The sequence below is a fragment of the Pollutimonas nitritireducens genome (assembly GCF_002849615.1).
Lineage (GTDB): Bacteria > Pseudomonadota > Gammaproteobacteria > Burkholderiales > Burkholderiaceae_B > Pollutimonas > Pollutimonas nitritireducens.
Genome location: NZ_PDNV01000008.1, coordinates 72043 through 84683, shown reverse-complemented (window position 1 = coordinate 84683; position 12641 = coordinate 72043). Strand labels below are relative to the sequence as shown.

12 protein-coding genes are annotated in these 12641 nt (G+C 60.2%); 10 read left to right on the top strand and 2 right to left on the bottom strand.

The window, feature by feature from the left end; translation table 11 throughout:
- Position 1: 1 nt before the first annotated feature.
- Together CR155_RS13290 and CR155_RS13285 are read left to right on the top strand one after the other, a co-directional pair.
- Positions 2-868, top strand: coding sequence for a MurR/RpiR family transcriptional regulator (locus CR155_RS13290; protein ID WP_102070524.1), 867 nt, complete (start codon positions 2-4; stop codon positions 866-868).
- A gap of 70 nt (positions 869-938) precedes the next feature.
- Positions 939-1508 carry a mechanosensitive ion channel family protein gene (locus CR155_RS13285; protein WP_102070523.1) on the top strand — a complete coding sequence of 190 codons (570 nt, stop codon included), beginning with the start codon at positions 939-941 and terminating at the stop codon, positions 1506-1508.
- On the opposite strand, the gene CR155_RS13280 is transcribed toward CR155_RS13285, so the two are convergent.
- Positions 1505-2401: a LysR family transcriptional regulator gene (locus CR155_RS13280; protein WP_102070522.1), complete on the bottom strand. Its 897-nt coding sequence runs from the start codon at positions 2399-2401 to the stop codon at positions 1505-1507. The genes CR155_RS13285 and CR155_RS13280 overlap by 4 nt on opposite strands.
- A 120-nt stretch (positions 2402-2521) precedes the next feature.
- On the opposite strand from CR155_RS13280, the gene CR155_RS13275 reads away from it, so the two are divergent.
- The 4 genes from CR155_RS13275 to CR155_RS13260 all read left to right on the top strand — a co-directional run bounded on the left by CR155_RS13275 (position 2522) and on the right by CR155_RS13260 (position 6814).
- The gene (locus tag CR155_RS13275; RefSeq protein ID WP_102070521.1) at positions 2522-3526 is read left to right on the top strand and encodes a Bug family tripartite tricarboxylate transporter substrate binding protein; all 1005 of its coding nucleotides are present in this window, start codon (positions 2522-2524) and stop codon (positions 3524-3526) included.
- 48 nt (positions 3527-3574) lie between these two features.
- Positions 3575-4615: an Ldh family oxidoreductase gene (locus CR155_RS13270; protein ID WP_233214262.1), complete on the top strand. Its 1041-nt coding sequence runs from the start codon at positions 3575-3577 to the stop codon at positions 4613-4615.
- 22 nt (positions 4616-4637) lie between these two features.
- On the top strand, positions 4638-5372 hold the full coding sequence (locus CR155_RS13265; protein WP_102070519.1) for an ABC transporter substrate-binding protein: 735 nt from the start codon (positions 4638-4640) through the stop codon (positions 5370-5372).
- 275 nt (positions 5373-5647) lie between these two features.
- Positions 5648-6814 (top strand): MFS transporter, encoded by a 1167-nt coding sequence (locus CR155_RS13260; RefSeq protein ID WP_102070705.1) that lies wholly within the window; start codon positions 5648-5650, stop codon positions 6812-6814.
- A gap of 125 nt (positions 6815-6939) precedes the next feature.
- Here CR155_RS13260 and CR155_RS13255 read toward each other — a convergent pair whose 3' ends face one another.
- Positions 6940-7992 (bottom strand): LacI family DNA-binding transcriptional regulator, encoded by a 1053-nt coding sequence (locus CR155_RS13255; protein ID WP_102070518.1) that lies wholly within the window; start codon positions 7990-7992, stop codon positions 6940-6942.
- Positions 7993-8265: 273 nt separating this feature from the next.
- On the opposite strand from CR155_RS13255, the gene CR155_RS13250 reads away from it, so the two are divergent.
- Genes CR155_RS13250 through CR155_RS13235 form a run of 4 tightly spaced genes read left to right on the top strand, consistent with a single transcriptional unit; the run spans position 8266 to position 12608 of the window.
- Complete coding sequence (locus CR155_RS13250; protein WP_102070517.1) at positions 8266-9696, top strand: ABC transporter substrate-binding protein; 1431 nt, start codon at positions 8266-8268, stop codon at positions 9694-9696.
- Positions 9697-9703: 7 nt separating this feature from the next.
- Complete coding sequence (locus tag CR155_RS13245; RefSeq protein WP_102070516.1) at positions 9704-10648, top strand: carbohydrate ABC transporter permease; 945 nt, start codon at positions 9704-9706, stop codon at positions 10646-10648.
- Positions 10645-11502 (top strand): carbohydrate ABC transporter permease, encoded by an 858-nt coding sequence (locus CR155_RS13240; RefSeq protein WP_158238272.1) that lies wholly within the window; start codon positions 10645-10647, stop codon positions 11500-11502. Before CR155_RS13245 ends, CR155_RS13240 begins: the two co-directional genes overlap by 4 nt.
- Positions 11499-12608 (top strand): ABC transporter ATP-binding protein, encoded by a 1110-nt coding sequence (locus tag CR155_RS13235; protein WP_102070514.1) that lies wholly within the window; start codon positions 11499-11501, stop codon positions 12606-12608. Before CR155_RS13240 ends, CR155_RS13235 begins: the two co-directional genes overlap by 4 nt.
- Positions 12609-12641 lie beyond the last annotated feature (33 nt).

Here is a 12641-nt window from a genome sequence, read left to right as displayed (position 1 = left end):
GATGGACAAACGCACGGTCGACAAACTCATCGAAGAGCACTATTCCAGCCTGCCTCCCACCTTGCAGCGCGCTGCGCGCTTTGCCATCGACAATCCCAAGTCAATCGCCCTGAATTCCATGCGTGCGGTGGCGGCCGAGGCCGGTTTGCAGCCCAGCGCCATGCACCGGCTGGCGCGCCAACTGGGGTTCGATGGTTACGAAGCCTTGCGCAGCGTGTACCGTGATTGGCTGGCGCAAGGGGCGGGTACATTCGCCCAGCGAGCTACGGTTTTGCAGCAACGCGGTACGCGGGACAAGGCCGAGAGCCTGGTGCAGGAACTCGTCCACAGCGACTGCGGGAATCTGCAGTCCATGCTGGAGCCGACCACACTGGATGCGATCCGTTCAGCTTGCGATGTGCTGGCTTCGGCGCCACACATCTATGTGGCGGGTCTGCGCAGCCTGTTTCCCGCGGCATTCTATTTTAACTACGCCTGTAGCATGTTCCAGCACAACACGACGCTGCTGTCGGGAATCGCCGGTACCTTTGCTGACGACTTGCGCCGCGCCGGCCCGGACGACGCGCTGCTGGTGTTCAGCTATGAGCCTTATGCCCGCGATGCGGTGTCGGCATTGCGGTTTGCGCGCGAACGTGGCCTACGCATCGTCAGCATCACCGACAGCGTCTTATCACCAATCGCCGCCCAGGCCACCGCTCTGATCGTCGCGGCCAATGCCACGCCGTCGCTGTTCCCGTCAGTCGTGCCGGCGCTTTCGATTGCGCAAACGCTGGTTGCGCTATTGGTGGCCAGAGGTGGGCGGGCGAGCCTGCAGGAAATCGAAAAAAGCGAGGCGCAGCTGCGGGAATTTGCGGTTTACCTGAAGTGACAGTGAATCGCTGGGCGCCAGGCGGACAAGGTAAAGTTGCACGTCTGCCAGTTCTCCCCGGAGCTTTTCCATGCTTGCCACCTTGACGCCTTATTTTCCCGCCTGGACCCACGAATGGCTGGGTCTGATCTTTTTAACCCTCCAGTTGCTGACCATCATGCTCGTGGCCTGGCTTCTGCAACGCGGTCTGTGGCGAATTTTGCAGCGTGCGAGTCAGCGCTACGACCTGCCGGTTCATTTGATCAGGCCTACCGCATCTATTGCGCGCTGGATCATCATGACGGCCGCCGCATTGTTGGTGCTTGGCCGGTTGGGCGTTTCCGGAACGGTGTTGTGGACGGCCTTTACGGGTTTTTCGGCGGTAGCCGCCGTGGCTTTTTTCGCCGCGTGGAGCGTACTGTCGAATATCTTCTGCGCCATCCTGATCTTTACCACGCGCCCGTTTCGCCTGGGCGATCATGTGGAGATCCTGGATACAGCCGAGAAGCCGGGCGCCAGGGGTGAAGTTGTCGATATCAGTCTGCTGTATGTCACCTTGCGTGACAGCACGGAAGAGCATCGGGGCGCGCTCTTGCAGATACCCAATGCGCTCGTGTTCCAACGTATCGTGCGTCGTTGGAAAGGCGGGCCACCGCTTTAATCCGCAGCACCTCGCATCTTCACCACCATGTCATAGAGCAACTGGGCGACGCGGCTGAGCGCTCGCCCACGCCGATGGATCAAACCAATTGTGCGGCTGACCACAGGATCCCTCAACGGCACGCTGACCAAGGCAGTGTGCCCGCGCGGTGGCATGGCCAGTTGCGGCACCACGCCGATTCCCAACCCTGCTTCAACCATGCTGACCAGCGCTGGCACATGCTGCACCTCACAAAACCATCGTGGCCGGTCCGGGCTATGCGCCAACGCCTGATCGATCAGGAAGCGGTTGCCGCTGCCCTGGGCCAGACTGATGTACTCGCACGACGCCAAGTCGCGCCAAGTCAGTCCGCGCCGCTTCGCCAGCGGATGATCGGTGGGCAGCGCCACCACGAAAGGTTCTTCCAGTAACGGCTGGAACTCAATGTCGGCGTCTTGTGTCCCGATATAGGTCAAGCCGAAATCCGCGTCGCCCCCAGCCACGGCCGTCAACGCCACCGAGGATGACTCGTCGATAAGGCGGATGCGGATGCGAGGATACTGCCGGTGAAATTCACGGATGACCGTTGGTAAAAAGTGCGCGACGGCTGATGGTACGCAGGCAATGGTCACCTGCCCGGACATCCGCTCGGCTATATCCTGGATGCCGATCAGCGCATCTTCCAATTCAATCAGCACATTGCGCGCGCGCGGCACGAACCCACGACCGATGGTGGTGAGTTCCACCTTCCGCGTAGTGCGCATAAATAGCTGGACGCCCAACGCTTTTTCCAGTTTGGCCACCCGACGGGATAGGGCGGACTGCGATAAGTGCAAAGCCTCGGAGGAGGCACGAAAGCTTCCCAGATCGGCAACAGTGAGGAATGCGCGCAAATCGGCTAGGTCGAATTTCATGCGTTTTAATCAATAATTCATCGAATATTTGCACTTTACTCCATATTCCAGCGTGGGCATCATTCACATTTCAATAGGCCGCTTCATGCGGATGACCAAAAAAACGGAGAGAGACAACAAATGCATGCGATCCAACGATTTCTGAAGCGGCGCGTTCTGACGGGCTTGACGATGGCATTCATCGTGATGCTCGGGTTGGGGCCGGCGACGGTGCCAGCAGCTGAGTGGACGCCCCAACGGCCCGTGCGCTTGCTGGTGCCTTATGGCCCTGGCGGCAGTTCGGACGTAATCGCGCGCGCGATGGCTGCGGAAATGTCGCGCACGCTGGGACAGCAGGTCATTGTCGAGAATAAGGGCGGCGGACAGGGCATCATCGCCACCATGGAAGTGGCAAGAGCTAAACCTGACGGCTATACATTGCTACTGGGCCACGTCGGCACGCTGGCCGTCAACCCGGCCATGGTTCCCAATCTTTCTTATGACCCACAGCGCGATTTCGCACCCATTGCGTTGCTCGCCAAGGTGCCGATGATCTTCGCGGTGGGCAAGAATGTACCCGGCACTAACTTAGCCTCGTTCGTGGCGCTGGCCAAATCCAAGCCTGGCGACCTGAACTATGGCTCGGCGGGAAATGGCAGCGCCGGCCACTTGGCATTTGAAATGCTCAAGATGGCCACCGGCATCGACGTAATGCATGTGCCCTACAGGGGCACGGGCGCTCAAACCACCGACTTGCTGGCAGGTAATATCGACGCCGCTTCGGCCGGCACGCCGGGCCTGCTGCCGCATGCGCAGGCAGGCAACGTACGCATCATTGCAGTGGGATCGGCGCGGCGGCTGCCTGTCCTCAACGATGTGCCCACCGTGGCGGAACAAGGTTACCCGGGCTTTGAAAGCTCGCAATGGTTTGGCCTGCTCGCTCCGGCCGGTACGCCTGCGCCGATTATTGACCGGTTGAAGAAGGATGCGCTGCTCGCACTTCGGTCGCAGGCGGTCAGTGAACGTCTGGCCCACGACTCCAGCGAACCCGTCGGCCTGGGACCGCGCGAATTCGCCGACTTTATTCAGACCGAAGGTGAGCGTTGGGGTGAAGTCGTACGTCGTGCCAATCTACGCACTCGATAAACGGCGATCACTTGTATCGACAGGTTTTTATTGCATATGGACACCACTATGAACGACAAGCCCTTTTTTTCTGAAGCTGAACTGTTGGACCTTGGCGCGCGTGCCTTCGCTGGGCTGGGCCTGCCCGCCGAAGACGCCGTAGACGTAGCACGCATCCTCGTGCAGGCAGACCTGTTCGGCCTGAGCACCCACGGGCTCAGTCGCATTGAATCCTATGGCGAACGCCTGCGGGTGGGCGGCATCAAGGCGCAGGCCCGTATCACTGTGCAAAGCCCCGCGCCTGCCCTGCGCCTGGTGGACGGCGACAATGGCGTTGGTCCGCTGGTTGGCATGCATGCTCTGCGTGCGGCCATGCAGGCTGCCAGGGAATGCGGAGTGGGCGTTGCCCTTGCCCGGCAAAGCAATCATTTCGGACCCGTGTCGCCTTATGGAATGATCGCGGCGCAGCACGGTTTTGCCAGCATCATCGGCAGCAATGCCACCACCACCATCGCTCCGTGGGGGGGCACCGACGAACGGCTGGGCAACAGCCCTCTAGGCTTCGGCGTGCCCAATCCAGATGGCCTACCGTTTTTGCTGGACATGGCGATGAGCGTTGTGGCGCGTGCCAAGATCCGCAACGCACTTAAACGTGGCGAGTCCATCCCCGACAACTGGGCTACTGACCGCGACGGCCGCAGCACGACCGATCCCGCCCTCGCGCTCGAAGGCTTCCTGCTGCCAATCGGGGGACACAAGGGTTACGGACTGGCACTTATGGTGGATATGTTGGCCGGATTGCTGTCGAACGCCGCGTACCTGACCCATGTGAAATCCTGGGTGGATGCGCCTGATGAACCACAGAATTTAGGGCATTTCTTCATTCTGATCGACACCGCGCGCTTGGGATCACCATCATGGCTTGCCGAACGCATGAACGATTTCGCCGCGATCCTGCATGCCAGCCCGGCTGCGGATGCTGATCGGCCTGTCATTGTGCCGGGCGAGATAGAGCTGGCAAACATGGCTCGCCAGCAGCGCGACGGAATCGCAGTCGACCCGGCCATAGTTACACTGCTGCAACGCTACGCCGCGCAGCTAGGCCAATGATCAACTGAACCTACGGATCCCCATGACCATCGACACCGCAATCATCAACGCTTTCACCCCCTGTGGACGGCTGCGCGCCTCCATCAACCTGGGTAACCCCATCCTTGCTGGACGCGATCCGGCCACCGGCGCGCCGGCAGGCGTCTCAGTCGACCTTGCGCGTGCCTTTGCCGAGCGGCTGGGTGTTGAACTGGAACTGGTTGTATGGGACAGCGCGGGCAAATCGGTTGATGCCGTGACGAAAGAGCAGGCGGATATCGGCTTTTTCGCCATCGACCCTCTGCGTGGCGCCGGTATCTCCTTTACTGACGCCTATGTACTGATCGAAGGTGCCTATCTGGTCCGCGATGCTTCTCCACTGCGCGAGCGTGACGCTGTAGATCGTGAGGGAATCCGCGTCATGGTCGGCAAGGGCAGTGCATACGACTTGCACCTGAGCCGGGAACTCAAGCATGCGCGAATCCTGCGGGCACCCACGTCTCCCGCAGTGGTCGATAGTTTTCTGGCCGAGAATGCCGATGTAGCGGCCGGGGTAAAGCAGCAATTGGAAGCCGACATGCGCCGCATCCAGGGTCTACGCATGCTGCCTGGCAGCTTCATGGAGATCCGACAAGCAATGGGCACACCAAAGGGGCGGGGCAGCGCCGCCGCTGCGCAACTCGGCCTTTTCGTGGAAGAAATGAAAGCCAACGGATTCGTGGCGCAGGCATTGCAGCGCCACGGCATCCAGGGCGCTGCAGTGGCGCCTTCGGCTTAACTGGTCGTCGACCGATTTCAATTTCGACGCTTACGGCCTGTCGGAGAATATCGCCGGATAACGCAGCGTAGGTGTCCAGTTGTTATGCCTGGTGGTTTGGGTGTACATTCTTAAATCATCAGGTTATTAAGTTATATCTAAAAGTAGTAAAAGGTCGGCGTAGACATCGCTGTCGGAACGCCTTTAACACGAGATACATCTTGACGAACACAGCGTCCCCAGCCCGGCAAACAGAATCCCCCTTATTTTCTGAAACTGTGCAGCGCGGCAACATCATGCGCCTGACAGTGGCGCAGGCGCTGGCTGGAGCGAACTCGGTAGTGGTCTACGCCACCGGCGCTATCATCGGCAACATGCTGGCGCCCGACAAGACGCTGGCGACCTTGCCGATATCCATTTTTGTGGTTGGCATGGCTGCCTGTATCTTGCCGGCTGGCGCCATCGCACGTCGGTATGGCCGTCGCATGGCTTTTCTCGCGGGCGCCGGTTGCGGTGTTCTGGTGGGTGTATTGGCGGCGCTTGCGGTGATGATCGGCTCGTTCTGGCTGTTCTGCCTGGCCACCTTTTTTGGTGGGGCCTACGCCTCCGTCGTGCTCTCGTTCCGCTTTGCCGCCGCCGATGGTGTCAGTCCCGCGATGCGGCCGCGTGCCCTGTCTTTCGTGATGGGCGGAGGAGTGGTCGCGGGTATTGTCGGGCCGCAGTTGGTGACCCACACCATGAATGTGTGGCCGGCACATATGTTTGCGGTCACCTTCATGGCCCAGGCGGCCGTCGCGGCGGTGTCGGCCCTTGTGCTCCTGGGTGTAAAGCTTCCGAGGCCCACGGCGGCGGAAGTCGCCGGAGGCAGGCCGCTAAGCGTCATCGTGCGCCAGCCACTCTTTATCACTGCGGTGATTTGTGGCGCGGTCTCGTACATGCTGATGAATTTCCTCATGACGGCTGCTCCGCTGGCGATGCAAATGTCCGGCCACTCGCAGGAAAACTCCAATCTCGGCCTTCAGTGGCACGTGATCGCCATGTACGCACCCAGCTTCTTTACGGGTCGGCTCATCACGCGCTTCGGCGCCGGGCGAGTGGTGATTGCGGGCCTTGTACTTACCGGCGCGTCTGCCGCCGCCGGCTTGACTGGCCTGGATGTCGCCCACTTCTGGCTCACCTTGATCCTGCTCGGCATTGGCTGGAACTTCGGTTTTGTGGGCGCTTCCGCGCTGGTGCTAGAGTGTCATCGTCCCGAAGAGAAAACGCGGGTGCAATCGTTCAACGACTTTATCGTTTTCGGCACGATGGCGGTGGGCTCGTTTGCGTCCGGCGGATTGCTGGCAGCCTACGGCTGGGACATGGTGCTTTGGGTCTCGTTCGTTCCGCTCGCGCTGGCCGTCGTCGTGCTGTCGGTGACCTCGGCAAGTAACAGGCGGGCCCCCGTGGTGCAGAACCGCCCTTGATGCGCTCGCCGCCGACCGATCAGGCGGCCGACCGGTAGTCCTGCGTGGACGCCACAGTACCGTGGCCGAACTTCAGGGCCACCATCATTGCAGCGCGGCCGGCGACGCTTTCTTGGCGAGCCTGGTCAGGCCTTTTTCGGCGCCGCCGTGCTGCCTCGGTAAACCACTTCAATCGGGAAGGACTGGAATGCTTCATAGTCCTTTCCTTCAAGCCTGGCCATGAGTTGCTCGGCGGCGGCGTGGCCGATTTCGATGATGGGGGTGCGAACACTGGTCAGGCCCGGCGTCTGGGTGGCGCCCAGATCGGTATTATCGATGCCGGTGATGGAGATGTCTTGAGGGATGCGTAGCCCCGCATTGCGACAGGCGACCATCCCGCCGACCGCAAAGATGTCATTGGTGGCTACCACTGCCGTCGGACGATTGGGCGCCGAAATCAACTTCATCATGCCTTCTCCTGCAGTGTCCAAGTGGATCGGCGCATATTGCACATGACGCGGATCGAGCGCCAGCCCCGCATCGGCCAGCGCCGCCCGCATACCTTCTCCACGCGCCATGCCGCGGTCGTTGCCCTGTAGGGGGGCGCTGAGCAAACCGATGTGCTGGTGGCCCAGCTCAACCAAATGGCGGGTGACCTGATAGGCCGCGGCATGATTATCGAACCCGACGCTGGGATGCCGCCGCAAAGGATCCACGCCCCAGGTCAGCACGTAGGGCCGTCCGTAATCATCCAGCAGGGAAAACAGGGCGGGATGGTGATCCAGGCCCACAAATACAAAGGCATCCACGCCATGCTGAACCAATTGCGCGGTCACCCGCAATTCGGCGTCCAGATCGTAATGGTGCTCGGCAAGCACAAGAGAATAGCCGCGCGCGCTTACGCGCTGGTGCACGGCGCTGGTAGTGCGCGCATACAGGGCATATTCGACGGAGGGCACGACAGCGCCGATCATGCGCGTGCGCTGACTGCGTAAAGACCGTGCGCCGCCGTGCGGAACGTAGCGCAGCTTGGCGGCCGCCGCACGTACGCGCGCCAGCGTCTCGGGGTCGACCGCATCGGGGCTGTTCAAGGCTCTGGACACGGTGGCGGTGGACACGCCCGCCAATTGCGCGACGTCTTTGGAGCTTGATCGAGATCGCGATGCAGCGGCTCGCTCGGGGTTGGTAGGCTTAAGCATTATGGTCAGTATAAAACGATGTACTGAAAACGATTACAAGCGGTAAAGGTGTCAATAGTAATCGGGGTATTTACCTAGAAATGATCATTGTTTAACTTAGATCAAGCTGATAAATTACCACCATGTAAACGTTTACATCATGCCTTCCCAGAATTCGATAACGAGTCCATTCTCCCGGGAACCGGCGCAGATCGTTGAGCGTACCGACAGCTCAGCCTCCGAAGAGAGGCACAAAACTACGCCGCCGGGGCGGCATTAACGTCAGGAGACATTATGAATAAAACGTCAAGCCACACCCACAACGGCGACAAGGTTGATTCGGCTTCCCGGCGCAGAGTGCTCAAGCAAGCCGCCTCGGCCAGCGCACTGGCCATGGCCGGGCCCGGTTTTTTAGCGCGGGCCTATGCACAGGGGGCCAGCGATCTTGGTCCTTACCAGTCGGCCAAGATAAATTGGCGCCAGGTGGAAGGCCAGCAGATCACTGTTGCCGTCATTCCCGCCAGCTATTTCGAAAACCTCATCTCGCTGGTGCCTCAGTTTGAGCAACTGACGGGTATAAAAGTGCGCATGGAAAAAGTGCCGCCTGGGCAGATCCGGCAAAAGGCCATGCTGGACCTGTCGTCGGGCACCGGAACCTATGCCACCCACGCCGCCGATCCCATGTACTACCCGTTGTACGTGGCTAATAAATGGGTCGATCCGCTGGATACCTATTTGAACAATCCTGCGCTTACGGACCCGGCCTGGTACGACTACAACGACATCCTGCAGGCCTGGCGCGAGGCGGATTCCGTGGACGGCAAGCCTTACGGAGTGCCGTATGACGGCGAAGTGACTGTGCAGGTCTATCGCAAAGATCTGTACGACGCCAAAGGCCTTAAACCGGCCGACACGTTCGAACAGTTGCTGTCCAATGCCGAAGCCTTGAACGACCCTGACAACAGGCAGTACGGTCTGGCCTTGCGCGGCTTTGCCGGGGCCGGACAGAATATGTATATTTACCCGTCCATTTTTCGTAGTTTTGGCGGCAAGTGGTTCAAGGGCGACAAGGTCGTGGTCAATTCGCCCGAGGCCATTAAAGCGCTCGAATGGTATGTGAATGCACTGTCCAAGTACGCACCGGCAGCCGTGCGCAACTGGAACTGGCCCGACATCGCTGACGCATTTTCGCAGGGCACGGTGGCATGCTATATCGATGCGCATTCGTCGGCTGCCGTCATCACCAACCCGCAGAAGTCCCGCGTTGTCGGCAAGGTCGCCTATGCGCGCTGGCCCAAAGGGCCGGACGGCAAGCGGGTAACCTCCATCTGGAACTGGGGTTTTCCCATCAATGCGGCGCTCAAGGACGATGCCAAGAAAGCGACGTGGTTGTTCATTGCGTGGGCCACATCGGCTGAAACGCAGGCGCGCACGTCCTGGAAGTCGGACAGCGCCACACCGCGTTCCGGCCTGAATCGCACTTCTTTATGGAAGGCGCCGGAGTTTGCCGAAGCGATGAAGGGAGCCGGGGAAAATTTCATTCCCGCAGCACTCGAGTCGCTGGAACATGATACCGATGTGGAGTGGCGTCCACGCGTTCCGCAGTGGCCTGCCATCGGCGACACCATGGCCGTGGCCATCCAGGCGGCACTGGTGGGCGAGCGCAGTCCCAAGGATGCTCTGGATCAGGCTCAGGCCCGTATTGACCAGATCATGAAGGCATGACCGGCTCATGAGTGTTTCTGCATCAGTGTCCGACACAGAGTCCGCCGGCAAGGCGAAGGGCGGCGCAAAGGCCATCGGCCGCTCGCTGGCCAGCCAGGAGCGCCGCTTCGCGCTGGTCTTGCTTGCGCCGGCGCTGCTCGTGCTGCTTTGCGCCACCACCATTCCTTTGGTCTATCTGGGGTGGAGCAGCCTGCAGCGCCTGGATCTGGCCATGCCGTATTTATCCGGCTTCACCGGCCTGGACAACTACATTCACATGGGCCAGGATCCGCGGTTCTGGAATTCGCTGCTGCTTACCGTGATTTACACGGCATCCACCGTATTCCTGCAGGTGACGCTAGGGCTCGCGCTGGCCCTGCTGGTGTTGCAGATTCCCAAAGGGCAGGGCCTGCTGCGCGTGGCGGCGATTCTGCCTATTGTGTTGGCGCCCGTGGTGGTTGGCCTGTTCTGGCGCACGCTGGTGCTGGCACCCGATGTCGGACTGGTGGATCTGGTGACGCGCTGGCTGGGGCTGGGTAGCTACAACTGGCTGGGCGATCCGCAACTGGCGTTGATTTCCGTTATTGCCATTCACACGTGGCAATGGACGCCTTTCGCATTTCTGGTGTTGCTTGCCACACTTTCCACGCTCCCTCCCGACATCTACGAGGCGGCACGCCTTGATCGCGCCGGGGCCTGGCAACGCTTTTATTACATTACCTTGCCACTTATTCGTCCGGCCCTGGTGATGGTGATGATCCTGCGAATGGTGACGGCGCTTTCGGCTTTCGCGGCCATCTTTGCGGCCACCGGCGGCGGGCCCGGTTCATCAACCGAAATCCTGAATCTGTACGCGTATCGCACATCGTTCTCGGAATTGAACATCGGCTACGGATCATCGCTGGCTGTCGTCCTGCTTGTGCTGACGCTCATCATTGCATGGATCATATTCCGTCTGCGGAGGCCCGAATGACCTTAATGTCCATTACCGTTGGGGCGGCGATCAGGAAGGCGCTGTTGTGGCTGCTGGCGGCATGTTTGCTGTCTGTGTGGGTATTTCCGGTGCTGTGGGGATTGCTTACGTCTTTCAAGACGGAACGCGATGTCTTGGCCTACCCGCCGTTGATCGTATTCGAGCCGACGCTCAGCAATTACTACGAAGTCATTTTCGGTTCATCGTCCATTTTGCCCAATCTGTGGTCCACCACGATCATTTCTGTGTCGACCACCGTGCTGACCATGTTGTTTGCGGTTCCCGCCGCCTACGCAATGGCCAGGCTTCGGTATCCCGCCAAGCGAGGCAGCGGCTTCTATGTGCTGGCCACGCAGATGCTGCCGCCCGTGGGACTAATTATTCCGTTCTACCTGGTGCTCCAGAAGATAGGTGGGCTGGATACCTACAGCGGCATCACTGCCATTTATCTGACGTTCTCGTTGCCCTTCGCGATCTGGCTGATGGTGTCGTATTTCGAGGATATCCCATTCGAAATGGAAGAGGCCGCGCTGCTCGACAGGGCAGGACGCTTTCGCACCTTGTGGTATGTGATCCTGCCGCAGGTGCGTGGCGGCATTGCCGTAACCACGGTCTTCGTATTCCTGAATGCGTGGAACGAATTCTTGTTTGCTGTGGTGCTTACCGGCAACAACGTTCGGCCCGTCACCGTGGCCATGTTCAATTTCATCTCGGTCGAGCAGACCCAGTGGGCCCGGCTTGCGGCCGGTGCCATGCTGGCCATGGCGCCCGTCATTATCGTGGGCCTCGTCGCTCAACGCCATATCGTTAAAGGACTTACCGTGGGCGCAGTCAAAGGAGGGGGTCGTCGATGAGCCAGCCCGGATCAGTAAAACTGGAAAACATCGTCAAGCGCCATGGCAGCTTCACCGCGCTGCATGGCATTGATTTGGAAATCAATCCAGGCGAATTCTTTGCATTCCTGGGGCCGTCGGGTTCGGGAAAGACCACGACCTTGCGCATTCTGGCCGGCCTTGAGCCGGTGAATGACGGAAGGGTATTGCTTGATGATGTCGATGTCACCCATGTGCAGCCGGGCGAGCGCGATGTCGCCATGGTTTTCCAGAGCTATGCCTTGTATCCGCACATGACGGTGGCCGAAAACATTGCCTTCCCGCTCAAGATGATAAGGACGCCCGCGTCCACCATCGAAAGCAGTGTGAAAGAGGCCGCCGCCAAAGTGGGCATCGAACATCTTTTGGCCCGCCGGCCCGGCCAGTTGTCCGGCGGCCAGCAGCAGCGTTGCGCCCTGGCGCGCGCCATCGTGCGCAAGCCTCGGCTGTTTCTGCTTGATGAGCCCTTGTCCAATCTGGATGCCAAGCTAAGGGTGGAAACGCGCGCTGAATTGCGTCGCCTGCAACGATCGTTGGGCGTCACCACCGTATACGTCACCCACGACCAGGAAGAAGCCATGACCGTGGCCGATAGACTGGCCGTGTTCATGGAAGGGCGTATCGTGCAGGTGGGCACGCCCAAGGAAGTATTCCTGCGTCCGGCCAACGCCGTCGTGGCGGCTTTCATCGGTACACCGCCCATGAACTTGATGCCGGCCACCTTGGCCGATGGCCAGGTCAGCCTCGAAGGCGCCAGCCTGCCCATAAGCGGGGTCCAGGTCCAGGGCACGCGCGACGTCACCCTGGGCGTGCGGCCCGGCGATCTTCGTATCGCGGATCCGGTCCAGCGTGACCCGGTCACGCCCGATCAGGGCGCTCCTGCCAGGGGCATTCCAGCCCGCGTGGAGTTCGTGGAAGATCTGGGCGACAGCGTCATTGCCATCCTTACCGTGGGAAGCCAGCACATCAAGATGCGTCTTGACCAGCATGCCGACCTGCAGGAAGGGCAGCAGGTGTTCCTGACGTTTGCTCCTACCGCGGCACACCTATTCGACCGGCAAACCGGCGAGCGGCTGCCGTCCGCCTGAACCAAGCCCCAGCCCTGAATCACATCGAAAAAC